15 protein-coding genes are annotated in these 24,387 nt (G+C 43.8%); 3 read left to right on the forward strand and 12 right to left on the reverse strand.

The features are described from left to right. Window positions 1-287 precede the first annotated feature (287 nt). On the reverse strand, window positions 288-1,571 hold the full coding sequence (rocD, locus tag J7K40_02015) for an ornithine--oxo-acid transaminase (protein MCD6161171.1): 1,284 nt from the start codon (window positions 1,569-1,571) through the stop codon (window positions 288-290). A gap of 472 nt (window positions 1,572-2,043) precedes the next feature. Between rocD and J7K40_02020 the strand changes: the two genes are divergently transcribed. Next, the gene (locus J7K40_02020; protein MCD6161172.1) at window positions 2,044-3,381 is read left to right on the forward strand and encodes a nodulation protein NfeD; all 1,338 of its coding nucleotides are present in this window, start codon (window positions 2,044-2,046) and stop codon (window positions 3,379-3,381) included. A gap of 16 nt (window positions 3,382-3,397) precedes the next feature. After that, the gene (locus J7K40_02025; GenBank protein ID MCD6161173.1) at window positions 3,398-4,165 is read left to right on the forward strand and encodes a slipin family protein; all 768 of its coding nucleotides are present in this window, start codon (window positions 3,398-3,400) and stop codon (window positions 4,163-4,165) included. A gap of 179 nt (window positions 4,166-4,344) precedes the next feature. On the opposite strand, the gene prsR is transcribed toward J7K40_02025, so the two are convergent. The 6 genes from prsR to J7K40_02055 are packed head-to-tail and all read right to left on the reverse strand — an operon-like array spanning window position 4,345 to window position 11,351. Continuing rightward, on the reverse strand, window positions 4,345-5,715 hold the full coding sequence (gene prsR, locus J7K40_02030; protein ID MCD6161174.1) for a PEP-CTERM-box response regulator transcription factor: 1,371 nt from the start codon (window positions 5,713-5,715) through the stop codon (window positions 4,345-4,347). Further along, window positions 5,712-7,778, reverse strand: coding sequence for a hypothetical protein (locus J7K40_02035; protein ID MCD6161175.1), 2,067 nt, complete (start codon window positions 7,776-7,778; stop codon window positions 5,712-5,714). The genes prsR and J7K40_02035 overlap by 4 nt, the downstream gene beginning before the upstream one ends. Before the next feature lie 2 nt (window positions 7,779-7,780). Further along, on the reverse strand, window positions 7,781-8,620 hold the full coding sequence (locus J7K40_02040; protein MCD6161176.1) for a hypothetical protein: 840 nt from the start codon (window positions 8,618-8,620) through the stop codon (window positions 7,781-7,783). A 23-nt stretch (window positions 8,621-8,643) separates the two neighbouring features. Continuing rightward, the gene (locus tag J7K40_02045; GenBank protein ID MCD6161177.1) at window positions 8,644-10,206 is read right to left on the reverse strand and encodes a fibronectin type III domain-containing protein; all 1,563 of its coding nucleotides are present in this window, start codon (window positions 10,204-10,206) and stop codon (window positions 8,644-8,646) included. Between the two features lie 10 nt (window positions 10,207-10,216). After that, window positions 10,217-10,987 (reverse strand): PEGA domain-containing protein, encoded by a 771-nt coding sequence (locus J7K40_02050; protein MCD6161178.1) that lies wholly within the window; start codon window positions 10,985-10,987, stop codon window positions 10,217-10,219. Between the two features lie 49 nt (window positions 10,988-11,036). Next, the gene (locus J7K40_02055; GenBank protein MCD6161179.1) at window positions 11,037-11,351 is read right to left on the reverse strand and encodes a hypothetical protein; all 315 of its coding nucleotides are present in this window, start codon (window positions 11,349-11,351) and stop codon (window positions 11,037-11,039) included. A 370-nt stretch (window positions 11,352-11,721) separates the two neighbouring features. Between J7K40_02055 and J7K40_02060 the strand changes: the two genes are divergently transcribed. Continuing rightward, window positions 11,722-16,845 (forward strand): S8 family serine peptidase, encoded by a 5,124-nt coding sequence (locus tag J7K40_02060; protein MCD6161180.1) that lies wholly within the window; start codon window positions 11,722-11,724, stop codon window positions 16,843-16,845. Window positions 16,846-17,021: 176 nt separating this feature from the next. On the opposite strand, the gene J7K40_02065 is transcribed toward J7K40_02060, so the two are convergent. The 5 genes from J7K40_02065 to J7K40_02085 form a co-directional block, all read right to left on the reverse strand. Beyond that, entirely contained in the window at window positions 17,022-18,011 is a 990-nt protein-coding gene (locus J7K40_02065) for a hypothetical protein (GenBank protein ID MCD6161181.1), read from the reverse strand. Window positions 18,012-18,032: 21 nt separating this feature from the next. After that, a complete protein-coding gene (locus J7K40_02070; GenBank protein MCD6161182.1) occupies window positions 18,033-18,509 on the reverse strand; it encodes a hypothetical protein in 477 nt (158 codons plus the stop codon). 233 nt (window positions 18,510-18,742) lie between these two features. Beyond that, window positions 18,743-19,126 (reverse strand): hypothetical protein, encoded by a 384-nt coding sequence (locus J7K40_02075; GenBank protein MCD6161183.1) that lies wholly within the window; start codon window positions 19,124-19,126, stop codon window positions 18,743-18,745. Between the two features lie 114 nt (window positions 19,127-19,240). After that, on the reverse strand, window positions 19,241-20,677 hold the full coding sequence (locus J7K40_02080) for a hypothetical protein (GenBank protein ID MCD6161184.1): 1,437 nt from the start codon (window positions 20,675-20,677) through the stop codon (window positions 19,241-19,243). Further along, entirely contained in the window at window positions 20,674-24,258 is a 3,585-nt protein-coding gene (locus tag J7K40_02085; GenBank protein MCD6161185.1) for a hypothetical protein, read from the reverse strand. Before J7K40_02085 ends, J7K40_02080 begins: the two co-directional genes overlap by 4 nt. Window positions 24,259-24,387: the final 129 nt, after the last annotated feature.

A 24,387-nucleotide genomic window follows, 5' to 3' on the forward strand; every position in this document is an offset into this window, starting at 1 on the left:
AAACGCTTGGCTTTCATCATAGCAGGCAGAAGTCGGAGACTTTTCTGCCCTACTGAGTCTGGCTTCCATTCCGAGGTATCGTAAAGAGGGCGTATGCAATACGCCCCTTCGCGTTATCGGGACATCCGCCAATGGCGGATGCCGCCCACATAATGTACACCAGCCACAAAATAAAATAGGCAGAAGTCGGAGACTTCTGCCCTACTGGTTTGTTCGCCTTGGCGGACTGCTGGTGCACGAGGACGTACACCAACCACAAGATTTCAAATTCGCGTTAAGCTCAAAAGTTAATCTACCAATACCTTCTCAAGCCTTTCGCAAAGGTAATCGATTTCTTCATCGTTGATAATTAACGGCGGGGATATTCGGATAGTGTGCCCATGACTGTCATTGGCAAGCACGCCGAGTTTCAGGAGTTTTTGGCAATAGGTCATGGCATTGCCGTTGTTAACCTCAATGCCGATAAACAATCCCTTGCCGCGGACTTCCTTGACATGAGTCGAACGTTTGGCTATTTCGGAAATTTTATCTTTGAGGATTTTACCCATCTTAGCCGAACGTTCGGCAAGTTTCTCGTTTATAATAACATCCAAAGCGGCACTGCCGGCAACGCAGGCTAACGGATAGCCGCCATAAGTAGAGCCATCCTTGCCGGGCTGGAATGCCATATCCATCAGTTTCGTATTGGCTATGAAAACAGATACCGGCACTAAACCGCCGGAAATAGCCTTACCCAGGACAATGCCATCCGGGATAACATTTTCATGCTCGAAGGCAAACATCTTGCCGGTGCGGCCTAAGCCAACCTGAACCTCATCGAAAATAAGCATCAGGTCATTCTTGTCGGAAAGCTCGCGAAGCTCTTTGAGGAAACCATCGGGAGCGGGATACATGCCGCCCTCGCCCTGCATCGGCTCGACTAAAATGCCGCAGGTGTTTTTGTTGATAGCTTTTTCGACCGCTTTAATGTCGCCGAAATCCACCGCCACAAAGCCGGGTGTTAGCGGGCCGAAACCTTCCTTATATTTGTCCGAGGTAGAGAACGATACAACGGTAATCATCCGGCCATGGAAGTTGTTGTTAAAAACGATAATTTCCTGCTTGCCATCCGGAATGCCTTTAGCCTTATAGCCATAATAACGAGCCATCTTGATAGCGGTTTCCACCGATTCGACACCGCCGTTTTTGGGCAGCACTTTATTGCCATTTTCGCCGAAACGCAGTCCGAGCTGCGGCAGTGTCTCGGCAGCTTTTTTAAGGAATATCCCTAAGACATCGGTATAAACCATGTTGGATAACACGGAGGCATAACCGCCATTTAAAGCATCGACTAAAGCCTTAACAATTTTGGGATGATGATGTCCCGGATTAGCGGCGGAATAAGCGGCTAAGCAATCGAGATGCTTGGTGCCGTCGATGCTGGTAAGCCAACAGCCTTCCGCCTTGCGAACGACTAACCCAAGGCGGCCGTAATGATTTGCGCCGCAGGTTCTTTCAAAGTCGATTATTTCGCTGTCCGGCAGTTGACTGAAGCCAAATTCGGTTTTATTCATTGTTTTAGTAGTATTCATAATATCTCCTTAATATTGTTGCATTCTGATTGTAATTATAAATGGAGGCAATAGAGACATTTACAATTGGCCCTTTAGGTATATACGCCACAAGAGATGGCGGACTATCCTGTTAAAGACCTCGTTATTACCTGAGCATTTTATCATAATTTCAATCTATCATTTAAAGCAAGTTTGTCAAGTTCAATTCGTCTATGATTGACACATGCGGTTGTGCGCTAACCGCGATTTTCATTGTGGTTAAAGGGGCAAACGAGGACATCTGTCTCCTACCGGAACTCCTCCCCTACTAACTTGGCGCACAATGACTTACACCAGCCGCAAATTTATATCAGTGCCATGGAAAAAGTCGGGGCTGGAAAGCTCCGACTATTAATTTGGTTTTATTAATATTTCGAGTAAATATCCCGAATTAATTATATTGACATATAGAAGATATTCAATTACAATGCGGCAAGGAGTAATTGATTTTATGAAAAAATATGCTTATCAAATAATCATTATTTTATCGTTGTTATTTTCAATTTCCTGTTTTGCTCAGACGACATCAGCAGATGTGCCGGATACGTCTAAGACAGATGGGGAATATTCGAGCAAGCCTGCGCAAGTTAACCTGCTTATTATAAAAGCGGCTATCGGGCCTATAACACTGCGAGTTATCACAAAAGCAATCAAGCTGGCGGAGGAAAACCGTTCCGAGGCGCTTATCATTATGCTTGATACGCCGGGCGGCTTATCGGAATCTACCTGGGAAATCAACAGTGAGATTTTATCCTCGAATGTTCCGGTGGTGATGTATATTGCGCCGCGCGGGGCACGAGCTGGTTCGGCCGGAGTTTATATTACCTATTCCTGTCATATCACGGCTATGGCGCCCCAGACTAATATCGGTTCGGCGCATCCGGTTGGCGCAGGAACCCAACAGCCCGATTCAATATTATCTGAGAAGATAACTAATGATGCGGTTGCCAAGATTAAAACGCTGGCTAACAAACGCGGCAGAAATATTGAATGGGCGGAAAAAGCAGTTAGGGAATCAGCCTCTATAACCGAGTATGAGGCATTAGAGATGGGCGTAATTGAGTATATTGCCGATGATATTGATGACCTTCTGCGGCAAATTGATGGCGATACTATTGAGGTTATTTCCGGCGATGTAGTATTAAATACTAAAGATGCCCGTGTTAATGAGATAGATATCGGTTTTGCCAACAGATTTCTTGAAGTAATCTCCAACCCGAATATCGCTTATATACTTATGGTTATAGGCATGATGGGTTTATACTTTGAGTTTTCCAATCCGGGAGCTATCGTGCCGGGAGTAGTCGGCGGCATCAGCCTGATTTTAGCATTCTTTGCTTTCCAAACTCTGCCGATAAATTATGCAGGGTTAGCTTTAATGATAATGGCGGTAATATTATTTTTACTTGAGATAAAGGTAACAAGCCATGGCATACTTGCTATTGGCGGAACAATTAGTTTATTTTTAGGATCACTTATGCTTATCGATTCAGATTTACCCTACATGCAAATTTCGCTATCGGTAATTATACCGGTGGTGATAATAACGGCGGGTTTCTTTTTATTCGCCATCTACTTTGCTGTTAAGGCGCATAAAAGAAAAGTAGCCACCGGCGAGGCTGGTCTTATCGGCGAAACTGCCACCGTTACAGATATGACAGATGGCAAAGGAACGGTTTTCGTGCACGGCGAATACTGGCAAGCCCTTGGTACCGAGGATTTTCCCCAAGGCGAAAGAGTGAAAATCATCGGCATTGAGGGTATGTTTGTAAAAGTGGACAAATTATAATTTAAGGAGGAGAAAAATGGCTCAGGGTTTGTATGGATTTGTAGTACTCATCTTTATAGGGATATTTATACTTAGCCAAGCAATACGAGTGCTTCGTGAATACGAGCGCGGAGTAGTGTTCAGGCTGGGACGACTGGTTGGAGCCAAAGGTCCCGGACTTATACTTTTAATTCCTGTTATCGATAAAATGGTTAAAGTTTCGATGCGGACAGTGCCTATGGATGTGCCGCCGCAGGACATTATCACTAAAGACAATGTTACGGTCAAAGTTAACGCAGTTGCTTATTTCCGTGTTATGGATGCCGCTAAAGCTATTGTTGATGTCGAGGATTATATCTACGCAACCTCACAGATTGCTCAAACGACTCTACGGTCAGTATTAGGGCAGGTAGAGCTTGATGACCTTTTATCGGAACGCGAAAAGATTAACCACGAACTGCAGAAAATTATCGATTTGCAAACCGAACCCTGGGGCATTAAAGTTAGCGTGGTCGAGGTAAAAAATGTCGACCTGCCGCAGGAGATGCAGAGAGCTATTGCCCGTCAGGCTGAGGCCGAGCGTGAACGCCGCGCCAAGGTTATACATGCCGAAGGCGAGGTGCAGGCATCCGAACGGATTAACAAGGCGGCTACAGTTCTTTCTCAGACACCGGTTGGCATACAGTTGAGATATTTGCAGACTCTGGTAGAGGTCGCCGCCGAGCGCAATTCGACTACTATTTTCCCGGTGCCTATTGATCTGTTTAAGCCATTTATTGAAAACATGAAAAAGGAAGAAAAATAAAATAGTCTTTATAGGATTATTAATTTAATTGATATAGCGTTTATTGTTGTGCCTTGGGATGTTGGCCGACACGGCGTCTGCCTAAGGCGAACTACTTTGTTGTAATGTATTATTTTATCATAAAACAAAGGCTTGTTGGTGCACGAGGACTTGTCTGCCGCCTACAATAGAAATATAAATCACCGCGTTTTATTCTTAGCGATACCGTATTTTTCCAGCAAATCATATAGTGTCGTTCGGCTTATATCAAGCTGACGGGCAACTTTCGAAATATTCCAGCGGCTCGATTCGATTTTTTCCTTAATGAATTTCTTTTCATATATATCCCTGAAATCAAACAGCGTCATAGGCGTTTTCATAGATAATTCCGAGCTATCGATATTAATATCCTCGCTGGATATTGTTGATGACTTGGTGATTATAACGCCTCTCTTAATTCGGTTCTCAAGTTCTCTGATATTACCCGGCCATCGGTAGCCGTTTATAGATTCAATAGCGTCATCAGAGAAAGCCAAACCGTTTTTGGAATATTGGCGGCAATATTTATCGAGAAAATATTTTGCCAAAAGCAATTTATCATCCCCGCGTTCAGATAGAGAAGGAAGTGAAATATTTATTACAGACAGGCGATAATAAAGGTCATCTCGAAATGTTTTTTCTTTCATCGCCTCCTTAAGGTTTTTATTTGTAGCGGCAACTACTCTGACATCAAGTTCAATTGGCGACTCGGCGCCGATTCTTTCGATAGAATGGTCTTGCAGAAAACGCAGTATTTTAACTTGTAATTCATTCGGCAATTCGCCAATTTCATCTAAGAATACCGTGCCGTGATTGGCTGTTTCGAGTCGGCCGATTTTACGCTGATAGGCGCCGGTAAAAGAGCCTTTTTCATGTCCGAACATTTCCGACTCTAAAAGCGATTCGGGAATTGCGCCGCAGTTGATTGCAACAAATGGTTTTCCGGCTCGCGGGCTTTTCGCATGAATCGCTCGGGCTACAAGCTCCTTGCCGGTCCCCGATTCGCCGGTAATCAGCACCGTTATATCTATGGGCGCCACCGAATCAATTGTCCGAAAGATATCCTGAACAGACGGATGGTTGCCGATAATATCCTGATAGGAACTTGCCTGGATTACCTGGCTTGCCAACCGACGGTTTTCCCGTTCGAGATACTGCATCCCCAGCGCCCGCGAGATGATAATTTTAATCTCGCTAATAATAATCGGCTTTTGATAAAAATCATAAGCACCCAAACTTACCGCTTCGAGGGCTTTGTTCTTATCATCCGTACCGGTTATCATGATGACTTTAATGGTCGGGTCAATTTTGACTACATCACCCAACAAATCAATGCCATCTGAGTCGCCGGCAAATGGCGAAAGGGCAATATCTAAAGTTATCAGGTCGGGTTGAAAATCAGCCAGTTTCTGCTTGGTCGATTTAACATCAGGAGCGGTCTCGACTATGTAGATATCATCAAGCGCCCACTTAAGCTGGTTTCTTATCCCTTCGTCATCATCAACGATTAGTATTTTCGATTTTTTTGTCATCTCCCGAATACCAGCATAAATGTGGAACCTTTACCCAGTTCGCTTTCAACAATTATATCGCCGCCTGTTTCTCTAAACATCTCGCGGCACTGGTAAAGCCCAATCCCCAAACCCTTGGTTTTGGTGGTCTGGAAAGGACGAAAAAGATTATTCTTGATAAAAGATTCGCTTATGCCAATTCCCGTGTCCGCAATCGAAACGATAACCCTGCCGTTATTGATAAGATCATCCGCAGTGATAGTCCCGCCTTTGGGCATAGCCTCCACAGCGTTAATGAGAAGATTTTCAAACACCGTTCCCAGTACATTGGCATCCGTTTTGACTTTTATAGAATCATTTATATTTATTTGCAAATCAATATTTGCTTTATTTTGAATAGCGCTTTTCCGCAAAGCTTTGTCAAAAACTTTCTTCAGATTAATCTCGTGCAGCTGAAATTGTTCTTTGCTGGGTGTAGCTTTTAATTTTTCGATGATTTTTTGCATCCGGTCAACAGCTTGTGTTATTGTTCTTATAGATTCTTTCTGGAACTCCGGATTGGACATCTTGCTTGGCGCATTTTGAAGCATCAACGACAGCATGCTAACGGCATTTTTGAGGTCGTGGACGACAAATGAAGCCGTTCTGTGAAATGATGCCAGTTTCTCATTCTCGAGAAGCATATCGCGTGAACGCAAGTGCAGTATGGCAACCGCCGCCTGATGTCCCATCACCGACAGCAATTCCAAGCCCTCGCTGCTATACTCCGAATTATCTTTCTTAGCGCCAAAAAACACTATGCCTGTCAGTTTTTTTTCAGCAACAAGCGGCACAACAACATTAAACTGCTCAGCTTTTTCCATCAAGGCGCTAAAACCAGTTATTTTAATTTGCCATGGAAACACCGGTTTAGCGTTTAAAAACAGCCACTCTGCGGTTTGGTCTTTTAAATCATATTTATCCGAAGCCTGACCTGCTGGATAAACACAATAAAGGCAACTATTCAATGCCTCAAAGATTTCCAGTTTCGAGGGGTCAAACACGCGGGCAACCTCTTCATCGATAGTCTCCAACAGCTTATCAAGGTTGTCGCAGGCGGCGAAATTTTCACTTAGGGCGCGCCATTCGGCTTTGTAATCGAATCGGCCGGCATATATTCGTGAACGGAAAAGTTTGCCGAATCTTTGACGAATTGAATCCGACAGAGCCACTATGAAAAAAAGGCTAATAACTAAAAACGCTCCAAATGCCGAAAGAAACGCCTCAATATTACCGCCAAACATCATGATAAATTTTCCCACTACGCCGATAAAAATCAGGAAAAATCCTAAAAACAATATTACCGCTGATGAATAAAACGCCTGCTTATCAACAGTTATGTTTATGGTAAAAGCATCCTTTTGCATTAATAATGAATATAGCCATATAAGGCAGAATAAAATCAGCGGCGAGGAATACAAATAGAAATTTAACGAGATAGAGCCAAGAAATAGTATCTTTATTAAACCTGCCAGAATTATCAAATCTATAATAATCAGCAGAAAAAACTGTTTCTTGACATTGCCGGTACTCAAGCGCCAGACACTTTCAAAGTTTACTAACGAATAAACAGTTAGAAGACTCTGGAATAGACAAATAACTCTTGCCAGAAACCCCTGGTTTGCAATTATATATTCCGAGTCGATAACTATCGAGCTATGAACAAATCCGGAAACTGTTAAAACAGCTAAGAAAAAAGTTATAAAGGCAGCAATCCTGATGAATACTCCCAAACCATGTCCCGATTGCTTGTCGGGAGTTTGTCCGTAATGAAGTGAAACCAGCAGCAGCAAAAACGGAACGAATGAAGCAGAAAGAACAAACAGTTTATCGCTAATAGAAAATAAAACGCTCTTTATTCCTTCGCCGCCAGCAAGTGTAAATATTATCAAGCCAGCGGAACCCCAGAATAACCCTATGCACAACAAACAGAGAATGAAATATACTGTTATTTTCTTTAAACCTGCTTTAACAGCAAAGAGAACCCCTATAGCGAGAGCAACTAATAAAACAATAAGATTACTTACGCCCAATATGAAATACAATATTACTCCGTCCGGTTAAGGTAAAAATAGGTTATACCGGCAAAAAGCAAATAATTCGCGATTAAGGAAATTACGATATTGGCTGACATAAGATAAATTAGTGTGGTTGTGTTGAATTTCCCCAGAATGAGATAGGCTTTTGTGGATGTTATATATCCAATCGGGAATTGAATCAGCCAGGGAATAAAGAGTATTATGAATGTGAAAACAAAATTTCTCAATGTTAACACAACGCTCTCCCCTATGGCAGGAAAAAGCCTCATGCGGTGTAATAGTACCGCCGGATATGCATACACCAGAAAAGCCGATATTGCTAATGCAATCATCTGTACTAAAAAAAAGCCGAGAAAATACGACATAGGTAAGTCATTGACTAATGGAAAGATCAGAGGTCCGCCATACATGAAAAAAAGCACAATCAACCCTGTTTTTACTATCCATATAATCATAAGGGCTGGCAGTGATTTAAAAGCGGTGCGAAAGCCCTCGGCAAAGCCGCCTTTTTCCTGCTTGAAATCGGCTCCAATCATAAAAACAGCCGCGGCGCTTAATATAATCCCAAATATAAAATCCAGAACCAGCAATGAACCATAGCTGTATAATTGGGGAAGAAGATAATAAAAATATGGAAAGTGAAGCGCTTTCTCGGAATAGAAATAACTTAGCAAAGGTGAAAACAACTTATTGATTGGCGAATAATAAAAGTATACCAGAATAGTCAGCCATAGCCCCTGAAAGAACGCCAAAATTATAAAAGGCGCTATTAGCTTTATTGATTTTAAGCGTCTGAATATGCGGAAATATATTTCAATAAACAGATTTATCCGGTCTAAAACGCTCAAGATACCCCTCCGCAGGCTTTAGGTTATGGAACAGTAATCAGCGCATAGGCAGAATAGCTGGAAATACGGCCGCCTCGGTCGAAAACCCTGAGCCAGTAGTAAAACTCATTTCCGGATGAAACGCCATTCTTATTGATTGCGTAAGAAAGGCTGCTAATATCATATACATAAGCTATTGGAGTGGATGCTAATGAATCATCATCCGAATATTCATAGACAACATAATACGAAAAATCAGGAATTTCGCTGGCCGACCAGCCAATAACAGCGGTAAGGTCTAATAATAAAGTGTCAACGTCGCTGGAATCATAACTTACATCGCTTATAAAACAGGATACGGACGGCGGCTGAGTATTTTCAAGCGCAACAAGTATGGTATCAGAATCGGAGGAATCATCGTAGCTGCTGTAGAATCTTAACATATAATAAACAGAATCAATAGCATCATCAGGTAAATCATTAAGACCAATACTGTCTATATAACTTACCTGCGAAATATCATTAAATGAGGCGATTATGGTATCGACCGTGTTGGCGCCGTTAGACCTGAACAGCCGGTATGAATTGAAGTCTTCCGATAATGAAGCCGACCACTGCAGGGTAATCATTTGATAGTTATCCGGCTCTTGATAAACCGGCAGTAAATCCACCGGGTCGCTCGATGCCAGCATGATTGAATCGGAAACCATTACCTCGACGCTGTCGCCATTCTCATCTCGGAATACGGCGTAAAAGGCAGCCGTATCCTGATTGTCGGCTGTTTGCCGGGATATAAACCATAATTTTGAGGCGGCAAAGGTTTCCCAATCTGCATTGTTGAAATCAGCCGAATTTGAAATCATCATATACGATGTGCCCGAGGGCGCGCCTATTGTCAGATCGACTTCCCGCGAATAAGTTTTTGGAGCATTATTGTTGACTACAATCGAATACTGGTAATTTAGAATTTCATAGGTGATATCATCCGAAACATAACCGCTGGTGTTGTTGCTGTTGTTATCGCGAAACATGGCATATACAGTCTTTAAACCGGCTCCCTCGTCAACTATCCAAGGTTTCGAATTTGCGAATGATTCCCAGGGAGAATTTGCAAAATCCGAAGTGTTTGAAATCCGCATAAGCATAGTGTTAGATGGAGCTACTAAAGTTAAAATTACATTTCTTGTATTGGTTGTTTCGCCGCCTTCAATAATCAAGGAGTATAAATTGGGAACGCCATTGGCAGACGCTGACAGATTGCCCTCTATTCTATCCTCATTAAAAGCCGAAACTTTGTATAAATACATATACCCATTCTGCAAGTTGGAATCAGCAAATTCAGCATCGGTTGTGCTGTCGATAAATGAATATTCAGGGCTTAAAGTATCGGCGAGGAAACGGGCGCGGTATATCTTGTAGCCGACGATACCTGTCGAATCAGCCATCTCCCAATCAAGATTCAACGTTCCATCGCCAACCGATATAATCAGGTTTGCCGGCGTGCCTATAACAACCGGCTCGAAAGAATTATCTACCGGATTGGGAATCTCGCGGCTGCATCCAAGCAAAGCGGCAAAAACAGCAAAGAGTATTATAATTTTTCTCATTATTAATCCCCTAAAATGATGCCGTTAACACAAAGTTGATTCTCTCGCCATCAAAACTGGTTTTAACACCAGATATATGGGATGGTAAAGTTCCCTGGAAAGACATTTTTTTCTCAGGGAAAAAGATAACAGCATCGAGAATGTTGTATACATACAGCCCGGCTGTAAGCGCCAAATAAAGATTTCTGGTCGATTCAGCATCATAAGCCTGGCGGTTTTTATCAAGCGCTACGCTTTGCAAACGGGATAATTCATCGAGTGAAGCGGCATTTTCCAACTCATTAAGAGCCAGCTGATAGTCATCTCTTTTTGTGCGGAAATTTCTATCGGCTAACAGCACGGCAACTCCCAGACCGATTGCGGCCGCATTGTAAATATAAGCCCGCGACTTTCGTTCGGAATAATATTGTCCCCAACCGGGTAAAAACAGAGACCGTAAAGCCGCCTTATATCTTGTTTTTGAAGATAATGAGATATCAAAACGGTTATTTTGTCCCGGCATAATTACAATTTCTCCACTCCATGATTCATAGCCGGGTTGGGAAATCATTAACTGATAAAAGCCATTGATATTTTCAGGAAGCCGGCAGGGTGAGGTTGCATTTATTACATACTCGCCATTAAGAGTAATAGCGGCTCCCGGCGGATTGGTATTGATAATAGTGTTTATATCATCTTTATCCCCTTCATCCTGAGCATACGCAAAGGATGAAAATATTATAATCGACAATATAAGCAAATAATACCGCCATACAGCTCCGGGCAGTTTGTTTGTAATCATACGTTTTATCAGAATAAACCTCCTCTACAACACCTAACAGGCGTAATTATTATCCTTCCTTAATAATACGATATAAATACCAGGTTGGTTTGTCAACTGTTTGTCTGTCGAGATAAATTTCGTATATCTTGTTATCATCGCATTCAACCCGGTAATAATTCCGATGGCGGCGTGCTCGCCAGTTGCGTTTGACAGCTCCGGCGGGATAGTTCCAATCCTGCCAGGCTGACACGATAGTTGTAATTTTTTTTCGATTCCCTTTCCAATAAAATGCTTCCGGCAAATTATTATCCGGATTTTTTTCAACTTCTATTGGCTTCGAAATAAACACAACTTCAGCCGCAAGTATATTATATATCGTCATAAAAGACAAGTTGTTTATATTTTGAGTTTCCCTAAAAAGCTAAAAAATAATCTCAAATTAACAGCTCTGATTTGAAAAAGCTGCTCCGCAAGACAGTCGGGGCGGGCCATGTCAGCGGTCTGAGTTCGCCTATGGGCATCCGCCGACAACAATATATTTTAATTTCCCTAAACCTGAGCTTGCCTTGCCAAGTTATTCCTAATAAACAGAATATTAAAACCGGAGGATTGTATTAAAACAATACTTGACTTAATCGCTTAATTTATTAATTATACTAAAAATAAGTATAGGGAATAAATCTGTGGTCTTCAACGATTTGAAAGCATAAAGAAAGATAAAATTCACTTTAAAATCTTAAGAGAGGATGCCTATGTATCGACGCAGTAATTCAACAGGGGCTGTCGTTTTGTCGTTAATGCTTTGCGCAGCCGGTTTGTTAGTTGCTTTTACTTCCGCAAATGCCGGAACTATCGAACCGCCTTTGAATGAATTAATCGCCGAAAACGATTCTGGCGAAAAAATCGGGGCTATAATTATCATGTCAGACAGGATTGATAACGAGAAACTAAACAACAGCCTGATTGACAGAAAAGCTGATAACGCCCAGCGTCATTATGAGGTCATTACCACTCTCAAACGCAAGGCGACGCTTACCCAGGGACCGGTTCTGCGAATGCTTGATGCTCTTGAAGCTGAAGGGAAGGCATCTAATATTAAGAACTACTGGATTGCCAACATGATAAGCTTTGAGGGGAACGCCGAGGCAATAAAAAAGATAGCATCAATGCCGGAAATTGAAAAAGTTATTTTTGATATGCCGGTGGAGATGATGAAGCCTATTATCGGCGACAGCGCTCCGCCTATGACAACCTACCGTTCGCCTATGCTTGATGTTATCAATGCGCCGGCGGTTTGGGCTATGGGTTATACCGGCGCCGGCAGATTGGTCTCGAATATCGATACCGGCGTGGATGGCACACATCCGGCTTTGTCATCCCGTTGGCGGGGCAACAACGGCCATCCGACTTCGGAGTGCTGGTTCGACCCGGTCGAGAATACCACCTATCCAACCGACCACGGCGAGGGTGATGTGCCGCATGGTACTCATACTATGGGAACTATCTGCGGCAGAAGCGCCACAACCTACGACACAGTCGGCGTAGCTATGGATGCTCAATGGATTGCCGCCGCCACTGTTGATTATGGCGGCACTACCTCAGATTTAATCCAATCGTTCGAGTGGATAGCCGACCCGGATGGCAATCCCATAACAGTCGATGATGTTCCCGATGTGGTAGGCAACTCGTGGGGCTGGTCGCCATTTTGGGCAGGCTATGAGCATTGCGATGATACTTTCTGGGATGTTATGGATGGTTGTGAAAATGCCGGCGTGGCTGTTATCTTCTCAGCCGGCAATGAGGGCGATTACGGCGGTTCGAATGTTCCCAACAGTCTGCGTACTCCGGCTGATAGAGCAACCACTTACTACAACGCTTTTGCTGTCGGTTCGGTTAATGGCCATAATGCCAGCTATCCGATTTCCGGTTTTTCATCGCGCGGTCCTTGCCAATGCGGCACCGGCGACTTGAATATCAAACCCGAATGTGTTGCTCCCGGCGAAAATATTTACAGCTCTGTTCCCGGCGGATATGAAAGTAATTGGAGCGGCACCTCGATGGCATCGCCGCATATCTCGGGCTCAGTGGCAATATTGCGTCAGATTAACCCCGGACTGCGTGTTGATGAAATCAAGCAGATATTAATACAAAGCTGTATCGACCTCGGAACGACTGGCGAAGACAACTGGTACGGCCATGGCATCTTAGACCTTGAAGCGGCGGCGCAACTGGCTATGACCGGTATCGGTTTTATCGATGGTTATGTTCGCGATGCTACATATAACAGCCCTCTGCCGGCAGTCGTCCAGATTGCAGGCACATCGATTGTAACAACAGCTAATGGCTCCGGCTATTACCTTCTGGCCGCCTCGCCCGATACTACTTATACGATCAGAGCATCCTACTCGGGTTATGAATCGGTTGATAATATGGTTTATGTTGTTGAAAACGATACAGCCGCCAGTAATTTTTATCTTCCCGCTCCGTTAGTGGATTATTACCCTGTTTCATATAATGTATCAGTATCACCCGGTAATTCCACTCAAAGGGATTTGGTGATAAAGAATATTGGCGCCGGCAGTCTTAGTTTCAATCTCTGGACTACAGCAGACAGCCGTTTGCTTTTAGACAACGGCTCCGAGATTCCTGTTTCGATTAAGCAATCGCCGCTCGGTTACTATCCGGCAGACCAAACTAAAGCCGACTCGAAACCGGAACCTTATTTCCCGCCGATGATATTATCGCAAGGCGGGCCGGATGCATTTGGTCATATGTGGATAGATTCCGATGAACCCGGCGGGCCGTCTGTCAATTGGGTTGATATCTCCGGACCGGGCACCTCGGTTGCTCTTGATGATGACGACTATACCAGTTCGCTATCAATCGGTTTTAATTTCCCGTTTTATGACAACACCTACTCATCGCTTGCTATCTGTTCAAACGGGATGCTTTCATTCAGCGGCGGCTCGAGCAATACGAACAATACCAATCTGCCTGATTCGGACAGTCCGAATAACCAAATTGCCATGTGGTGGGACGATCTCGATCCCTCTGACGGCGGCAATATTTATTATTATCGGGATACAGCTAATAATCGTTTTATCGTAAGTTTTGTAAATGTGCCCAACTACATATGGTTTGGCGATGGCGGCTCGCTTAGTTTCCAGGCAATATTATATCCCAGCGGCAAAATCGAGCTAAATTATGCGACAATGAATCCCGGCGATGATAATCTTAGTTCGTCAACTATCGGCATCGAAAATTATAACGCTTCAGATGGATTGCCAATTGTTTACAATGCCTCTTATATGCACAGCAATTTAAGCATTGCAATTACTGCGGCTCCCGAATGGCTTACAGCCCTACCCGGCTCGGGATATGTACCAGCGGGTGATTCTGTTATTGCAGCGGTAGCATTTGATGCCGTCGAATTAACGGAGGGAATTTACACCGGCAATATTAATCTCGACAGCAACGACCCGAACGACCCTAATATCGATATACCGGTTACTTTGAATGTTACCGAAACGCCTACTCCTCTTATCGAGCTGAGCGCTTATACGATTTACGATACGGTTTATTCAGGCTACTCTACCGCTTATGATTTAATTATATCAAATACCGGAACAGCTGATTTGGATTACAATGCGGCAGATAACCGCTCGTGGATGTCGGAATATCCGACAAACGGCAATGTGTCGCCCAGTCAATCGGACACTGTTGAAATTACTTTCGATGCCGCATCGCTATCGCCCGGTTCATATTCGGGAACAGTTGCGATTACCTCTAACGACCCGAACAACTCGACAATAAATATACCCTGCTATTTATATGTAAGCCTGCTTATCACTGATGATGTCGGTGTAACTGAGATTATTAACCCGCCCGATTCGATAGCTAACGGCTTGCCGTACGAAATTGAGATTGAGGCGGCTAATTTCGGTTTGGATGCTCAGACATTCAACGCGGTCATCGAGGTTCGAGTTTTTAACTCATCGACTGTAATTTTTACCGATACGCTTACCGTCTCCAATTTGCAATCGGGCACAATCGATACCTTTACTTTTGCCGATGCCTTCACTCCATCCGATGACACAATCTACACCTTTGAGGCATATACAACGCTCGTTTCAGATCAGGTTCCGGGCAATGATATGTTATCGAAGGATTGTCGAAGCGTCAACTTTGTCAGCGTATGGTACGGCAATCTTGACGGCAGTCCGGTGTATGCTCCTATCGGGTATATTGCTTATGTCGATGTTTACATGATGACACCGTCGGACGTTTACATAGCCGATATGCTTTTATGCCTTGGCACGGATGATCAGTATGTCGATAGTCTGCTAAGCCAGGCTGAGGGTGAATTCTATTATCCGCTGACCGAGTGGTCGGTGGCTGAATTCTTAGCTCCTGAAGGTTCGCCGCCGAATCCAGCCGGCTGGTCGAATCAATCATTTATGGGCTGGGCAAGACTTGGCTCGCAGGATAAAAATCCATGGCTTCATGAAACAACGCCGACTCATGTGATAACATTCGCTATTAAGATCGTTGATGATGACGGGTTAGTCGGCCGGATAGAACCGGCTATAGGTGAAGGCATTAATTATCTTCAGGGCGGCTCGAATGCCGGCGATACATCCGGAGGAGCCGGTTATCCGCTATCGGAAAACTTCAGCGAATTGCAGTTCTTTGATGTGCTTCTCACCGATGATGTCGGCGCATCAAAAATCTTTTCGCCGCCGGATTCAATGGTTGTGCTGGCGCCTTATCAGGTGGAGATTGAAATAACTAATTACGGCAGCGACCCTCAGACGTTTGATGCCATCGTTGAGGTTTTTACGCAGGGGTCATCATCGGCAGTGTTTGCCGACACAATTACAATCACCGGCATGCCGGCATTTAGCGCGGATACAATCACATTCGCTGAAAGCTTTACTCCTGATGTCGAATCGACTTATACGTTTATTGCCTATACGATTCTGCCATCCGATCAAAGACCATCTAATGATAATGTATCAAAAGATTGCCAGAGCTTTAACATGGTTAGCGTCTGGTACGGCAATATTGACAGCAGTCCGGTTTATGCCTCCATCGGCAATAGAACTGATGTGGATGTTTATGCTTTGACACCGCCGGAGGCTTATGTTGCCGACATGCTTCTTTGCCTGGGCACGGATGACCAGTATATCGACAGCCTGCTAAGCCAAGCTGAGGGCGTAGTTTATTACCCGCTGACACAATGGGCGGCAACCGAGTTTTTAACACCCGACGGCTCGCCGCCGAATCCATCGGGCTGGTCGAATCAATCATTTATGGGCTGGGCAAGGCTTAGCGCGGAGGATGATAATCCCTGGCTTCATGCTGAAGCCCCGATTAAGATTTTAACCTATGTAGTAAAGATTGTTGATAATGCCGGATTGCTCAATCAGGTTTTGCCGGCAATCGGCACGGGATTAAACACCTATCAGGGACCATCGAATATGGGTGATACTTTGGGTTATGAGGGGTATCCTGTGATGGAGAGTTTCAGCGAATTTCATTTTATTGAAAGTTTCGCTTGTGATTATTTGCCCGGTGATATAAACGGGGACAAAGTATTAATGGGCAGTGATGCTACCTATGGCGTAAGATACTTTAAGGGAATGGGCACTCCGCCGCCGGATAGCTGCTACAACACGTCAGCTTCCGAATGGCTGTATGCCGCCGCTGATTGCAATGGCGACTGCTTTTTTATGGGTTCCGATATTGTTTATATTGTAGCATATTTCAAAGGCGAGAATCAGCCGCCGCAATGGTGTCCGCAGACACCACCGTTAAGCCCGCCGGTGATGGGCAATGATGGCGGAGTGAGTTTGATGGATATATCAGGCGAGTAGAATATTGAAATGATAGCTGGTGCACGAGGACGTACATCAGCCGCGAAATATGAGCGGCATCCGCCTATGACGGATGCCGTTCACGAGTCTTCTTCGCGTAGGGGCGTATTGCATACGCCCAATTAACACAGTTGGAAGGTGGTGTCAGAAGCTACTTCTGACACGCGGCGATGATTTTAATCCCCGGTAAAGATAATATTGGCAATAAAGCCAAGGCAGATTAAACCGGATACATATATAAGCATAAAGTATGTAAACAGCCACGGATGTTTCCTTATAGCCCCTTTTCCAAAATTACTGACACTTATTTTCAGGCGGAAAAAGATTATCGCCGTATACATAGCAGCACAAATAATATAATAGATGGAACTATTGTATCCTGATAAAATCTGATAATCTGTCCTCTTTAAAAAATCTATAGGATAAATGGATTCATTAAGTTTATTGAAACAAGTAATATTTAGTAATGTGAATATAAACAGCAATAAAAATGTCCACCAAAACACTTTTTCCTTGTTGTAACCATAGTTCCACCAGTGCACATTCCAATAATGACCAATTGGAGTAAAAACATTCCACTGATTTTCTCTGCGTTGGTGCTCATATTTAAACTGGCGGTAATCGATATCGAGAATTTTGTAGCTTTCTTTTAAACCGTCATCTTTAATCTTGTTTAATAGCTGCTCATAGATGCTGACTTTGTGGTCATAAGTTAGGCTATCGATAACCCAGATGCCTTTTTTATAAACGGTATCTATAACAGATTTCGCAGAGTCTATTCCGGTAATATCCAATGTTGAGGAAGTATCAATTTTAGCAATAATAGAATCTATTCCGGTAGAATTTTCATTAAAGACTGAATCAGCAGGAAACCATAACTTAAAAAGATCCATTCGAAGTTTAATTTTGCTGATATCGGCATCAGCTAAAGCTATGAGGCATTTATTTGAATATCTGGGAGGTAAGCAGTATGTGAAATCTATCTCCCTACCAACATTTTTAACAAACCTGAAATCCATTGTGTCGGGTAAAATTGCTTTATAAAAGTTAGCTCCTTCTCGAAATACAGTATTTTCAAAATTGGCTTTGGAGTGAAAATAAGCAGACATAAAATCAGCTTCAGAATCAAATTTAGCATCTTTAAAATAAGCTAGCGAATAAAATATGGCATTTGAAAAAGATGCCTTTCAATTATATTCAGCAAATTGAAAATTAGCATCGAAATAAAATTTATCTCTTGCAAATATTGCATTAAATCGAAAATGAGTGTTTCTAAAAACAGCGGTAGAATCAAATGTTACATTATAAAAAGATGCTTCTGATTTAAAATTAGATTTATAAAATGTAACTTCATTGCAAAATATAGCATCCTTAAAAATTACAAATGAATCAAATTTAGCAGACCAAAATTCAGCTTTAGAATTAAATTTTGCTCCTGTGAAACTTACAGGATAATGAAAAATTACGGAATGCGAATATTTATTAAAATATAAAATTGAAGAATCAACCTCAACGCCCTCATGTGGGCTTTTTAGCCAGTAATTGTAATCAACTAATTCATTAAATTCTTTGCCGGAATAGTCTATAGCAACTTGCGCCATAGCAGAAGCGCACCATAAGAATGTAAGGCTGAATATTACCAGAATTATCGCGAATCGTTTCATAATTTAATATGAGATTTTGTTAGAAAAAATGTCGGGTTTCTCCTCGCCTTCGGCGAGTCGGAACCCGACCTACATATATTTTAAACTCATCCTTGGTTTATGTTACTATAAATATGGTGATAATGCAATATGAAATTATTTTTAGTATATGAGAACGGATGGCGCACGAAAAGGGCGTATGCAATACGCCCCTACGCGTAACGGTATATGAAATAATACTACAAGCATCCCCTTCAACTGCGTCCTTCGAGCTTGGCATCATCGGCAGGCAGTCTATCCTTTTTGCGTTTGATTGCCGCCCGAACGGCGCGCTCTGCCGGACCTTTACCCACTCCGGCAACATCGATTATTTTGTCAATGGCGCGGTCGAGCCAGTTCGACCAGTAAGCATTCGGGAAACGCTCGGCAAAATAGTCGGTAACATCATCGGCGATTGTGAAAACATGCAAAGCAATCTGTCGAGCGCGGATGGTTTGCAGCAGCGGTATGATATATCTTTTCGTCAGCATGCCCACCGCGATTATCAATATCGCTCCCATCGCCTCGAAAGCGCGTTCGCTTAGAAAACCGCCGATGCCGCCAAATATACCGGCTTCGATTAATGTTATTTCATTCATTGTTTCTCCTTTATGATATATTTTATGTCTCATTATGGAATAAAAAAGAGGGCGCATGCAATACGTCCCTACGTGAAGAAGGCGTATCCGCCATTGGCGGATTGCCCTGCTAATCTATTTAAGCTGCCAGCTTGCGCTGTCGGGCACATCTGTTTCGGTGCGGAATATTACGCCGGAATTATATTTTATGATAAATTGATATTTCGTGCTATCGCCGGATAATTTCGAGCAGGGTATTAAATCGATATACCAGTAGCCTGATGAATCGGTAGAGGTCGATTTGCAAAATGGCGTAATGATAAGGTCTGAATATTTCACCGGATGATAGGCTCGCGGAATCTCGGCGGCAACATCGACTCCATAAATATCCTCACCGCTTATATCATACACCCAGCCGTATACGCGGCATAAGTCGGGATCTGATGGATTACCGGGGTCGAACTTTGTCATATACAAAGAATCGGTGCCGCCGCCTGAGGCTATTGCGATTGTATCCATAACCTGCTGGTAATTATTATGAGTTATCTCCACCCAGAAACTGTCGGCATCCAGTGCGAAAATTCTTTTGCCGTTAACATCCGTAAGCAAGCCAGCCGCCTTTGCTGTCGATTGGTCAAGCGTTCTGATAGTAATCTTGGCGCTCTGAATCAATGTGCTGTCTGAGGCATCCAGCACGATTAATGTTTCCGCCTCTGTGCCGCCGCCTGATAACGACAATGCCTCGATATCCTCATGGATAACCGTTAAGGTGTCGAACAGCGAATCAGGTAATGAGGCGGCTGCCGATATGGTTCCATCCGCGCTTATATCTATTGTAGTATCCTCATCGACACGAGCAAATTGATTGCTTATCATCATTGCCTTAATTGATGTGGTATCCGAACCGCCGCCTGCGCCTTGATAAATAAGCGAATCCTTCTTAACCGCTAATGTATCGCCTGTCGATACGGTATCACAAGCAACCACCGGCGTTGTCGAAGGGTCGAATGTCGAGAATCCGGTCGCCTTGTAATCTGCGGCATTGTTAGCCGTGTAGCTAATATCACCCGCCGATGAATCAACCAGCGCTACCTTGTCGCTGGACTCATCGAAAGTCGACAGCCCTGATACATCAGCTTTGCAGGACCCCGTGTCCGGCAATGCCAGTAAATCCCCGATACCAACATCATTGACATAATAATTGCCGAAAGCAACCGTATGATAATTACTGCCGGTAATCGAAAGCGCATACCAAGTATAGCCGCCCAGACTGTCATCAGCCATTGCCGCCCGATATTTCTTCTCGAAGAATGCCGTTTCCGGCCAGTTTGCGCCAACCCTGTAAGCGGTATTAACCTCTATCGTATCGGTGTTGAATGATGAACCATTATAGGCTTGCACCACATACACCGTATCGAAATCATCGAGGATTGATTGACCATCGGTGTCGTACAAAAAGAACTGCACCACAAAGGTATCATCAATGCCTCCCGAATTGTTGTCGTATATCAAGCCGCCCCATGCCGACGTAACCGATAGCAGGGTTATCAATATCATCAATATCTTTTTCATCTTGGTCTCCTTTGCATATCTATTACTCTTGACCGCCGCCCACCCGCTATGCTTTCCAGCGGCGTTAAGGTTATCTCCGGCAAGTCGCTTACTGTTTTCTCGATAGTTACAAGATCGAAAAATATATTACCCTGTGAATAGTTGCCGTAAATAATCAGTTTATCAAAAACCGTGATTGTATTATCGTTTTCAACAATAGTAGTGCCATCAACCCAAGCCGATACGCCATCAGTATCTTGTATCGTTATTTTCAATTCATGGTACCTGGCATTCATAGCCTCCTTATCGCTGTCTGTCCAGCTCGAGGAATCGGAACTCCTATATTTAAACATGCCGTTATTACGGGGAAACCCTACTCTAATATAGTCGTTGGCAGTGGTATCAAGAAGTTCGACATACGATATAAGTCCCGAACCGCCTCCAAACCATACATGAAAATAAATATTTCGATTGGATACATCAGTTCCAACCGACAACGTGCAGGCGGAGTATGTGCCGGTAATGACGCAGAACTGGTCGCCTGCCCAAACCTTGTTTATCTCCGCGCCGGTAAACAGCGAACTGTCTGATATGGATGCGAATATCTTGACACTATCCCCGCTCCAGCCATCGACACTGTCAATCCAAGTATTCTCAGGTTTATTCTCGAAATTATCGTATCGCCCCCAGATACTGTCGGGTTCGGCAAACACCGAATCGGAACCCGGATTGCTCCAGTATATCTGCAAGACTCCGTTAGTCGGAGCGTTTTTATTGGCTAAAATATTTCCATAATTAAAAGCAGCGGCAATATCACCGGCATTATTCGAGGTGTCCATCTGGAATGCCATAACCGGCACTCGCGGCAGTTCGTAATATGTATCTGTATAGCCGTTGTAATAAACAAAGTGAATATCATTGCCGGCACGCTGAAAATCGCCGTAGAGATGGTCTGGCCAGTAAATTACTTTTCTGCCCCTGCTATATACTATCGCCTTGCGAAAACCGCTTGGCGTATATCTATATGTGTTTATCCTGCCAGCTCCATAGCCGGAGTTTGCCGCTAAGTATTCACCAACCCATGCCATCGTATCGGCAGTGTTTAGCCCTGAACCTCTTAAGACAAACGGTTCGGCGGCGAAATACTCCCCGCGCGTGCCGGGGTCCGGTTTTGTCATGCCATAGATATAGACCTTATCCCCCTCGACTATCGGCGTTGAAACATGATGAATAGTATAAGAGTCAAAACCCGCTTCAGTTGTCAGGTTGGTAATTTCCCAACTGCTGTTTCGCCAGCGAACAAAATAAATATCGGATTCACGCCTTTGTCCAAGCGTATCGTATTCCGTATAGACGATAATCGGCTTGTTGTCGCCATCAAGGCTTATGCCGTTGCCGTTGCCCATCAAGAACATTCGGGTAAGCGTATCAGCATCCGGCGTGCCGCAGACTGTTATCTTAGAGCAGGCGGCATAATCAACTGTGCTATCAGCTTTCAGCGTGTCGGTTGTCCAGCCTATCGGGTTTTGCGATTCCAGCTCATACCATGTTTCGTAATAACCAGAATCCGCTCCGCTTGTTTCGATATCTGAATACATGCACGATATAGCCCGGCCATAACCAAGATTAGCATAGGAGTCATACCAAAGCACAACTACCCACATGCGGTCATTGTTATCTATCATCGCCCCGACATTGTAAACCGATGGCGGAGTCAATTTGTAATCATGGTAATAAACAATATATTTTCTATCAGACCATGAACCCCAGCCCGAACCTGTATAAGGCAATTTAGCATAACAATAAGCCGCTCGCTTTAGATGCGATGCGAGAGGGTCGCCAAGAGAGGTATCGCACCTGTGCCGATAACTAATGAACAAGTCGCCATTTGAATTAGTCATAGGCGTTGAATAAGCTGATTGCCTAAAAGCGGCTGGTTCGGCAACCGCTGTCCAGTTTGTTATATCAATGCCCGAACCGTTGACATGCCCGACGGTCGTTCGATAGTAATAAGCTCCGTGTTCCTGAACGCCATCATGACCGCGCCTCATTAAATGAAGCTTATGCTCAACAGGGTCTATCGTTATTTGCGGCATAAAGTGTTCGTCCCCATCAGTATTCATAACCGAATCGATATTGGTTTCCACACAATACGGGCTTGACCATGCGCCTGTCTCGTGATTGCGTTTGATTACATAAGCTCCCATATAGCCGGTCGAGGTATCGACTCCAAGATAAGCAACATACGTAAAACTGTCATAATAAGCTATTTGCGTACAGCCGTTATGAAATGCTTTATTGACCATAGCATTATCGGCGATAATTTCACCATAGCCCGTGCGGAATGGAACTTTAATCGGCTTATCCGCCCCGAGAACGCTGTGACTTGTGCCCAAGCAGATATTCTGTCTTCTCGTGCAGCTGGCTATATCCGCCCGAATATCGGTTGTATCCGGCCAGCCTTCAGGCGTTACTCCCTCAAAGGTTTGGTCGGCGCAGTAATCAAGGGTATCGCCATCAGTAGAGGCAAATCTTATCCGCCAATGATATTGAATACAGCATTGAAGTGTTGAACCGCCATAAGTAATTTTACTGCATCGTTCATCGGTATAAAAAGTATCATTAAAGGCAGCCCAGCCCGGATTCCATATATCAGAACCGCCTGCCGATGTGCCTACTTGTATCTGGTAATAATAACAACTATCGATGGCGCATACTGCCGAGAATTGCGGCGAATAATCAACAAGCTGTTTTGGCGTTAATGTATCGGGATTAGCATAACCATAACCGGACGAACTCAATTGTTCCGAATACCATGTCGTAACTTTTGGCAAAGTCGGCGGATTAGGCGTATGGTAATATATCTTGCCATAAGGACGCTGAGAGGCAGTATCGGCATATTCCGTTGACCGAAATTTCCACTTGCCTAAGCTGTCCGCTTCATTATATAAACCCACAAGCGTAAAGCCGTAATTTGAATATGTCCCCTGATACCACTCATCGACCATATCGCCGATGTCAATTTTAATCCAGACCGCTTCACTGTCGGGGGTCAACACAAATTGTTCATAAACTGCAGTATCGCTTCTGTCCGTGCCGACACCATTACAGCCAGCGATAGTCCATTCGCTGTCGGGATAGCTGTAGTCATTCCAGCACACCGAACCAGTGCTGAAGGCAATACAAGCTCCGCCCTGTGCCCAGTTCCTCATTATTCGGCAGGGATAATATGGCATGGATGCCGCCCCTGAACATGCCGGTCTTACATAATAATCATGACAGTATAAATAGATGAACGCCGAATCAATCACCTTGCCGGCTGGTATATCGCCAATGTTTGTAATCTTGATAAACGGTCTAATCCAGTTAAGCCTGTTGGATACATTGCAAGACGAATCCTCATCATTACCCAGTATAAAATATTCGCACGTGCCCCAGCTGTTATTAGAATTGTTGGGATAAGATGAACTTAAATACTGTCCGCAAGCGTCATCAATATCGGTCGAATCAACATTCAGCGAATCCGCCCACACATACGCATCATGCGAACTCGACATTGCCAGAAGTATAAGCAGTATTTTAATTATCAAAAGTTTTTTCATATTTTTCCTTTGTTTAAGGCTGATGCAGAAAAAAGGGCGTATCCGTCTGAGGCGGACACCCCTACGCGTTACGATTTTGTAATACCCAATATTATTAAGAAATTACTATCATAAGACTTTTAGCAATAG

This window comes from Candidatus Zixiibacteriota bacterium (assembly GCA_021159005.1).
Lineage (GTDB): Bacteria > Zixibacteria > MSB-5A5 > UBA10806 > 4484-95 > JAGGSN01.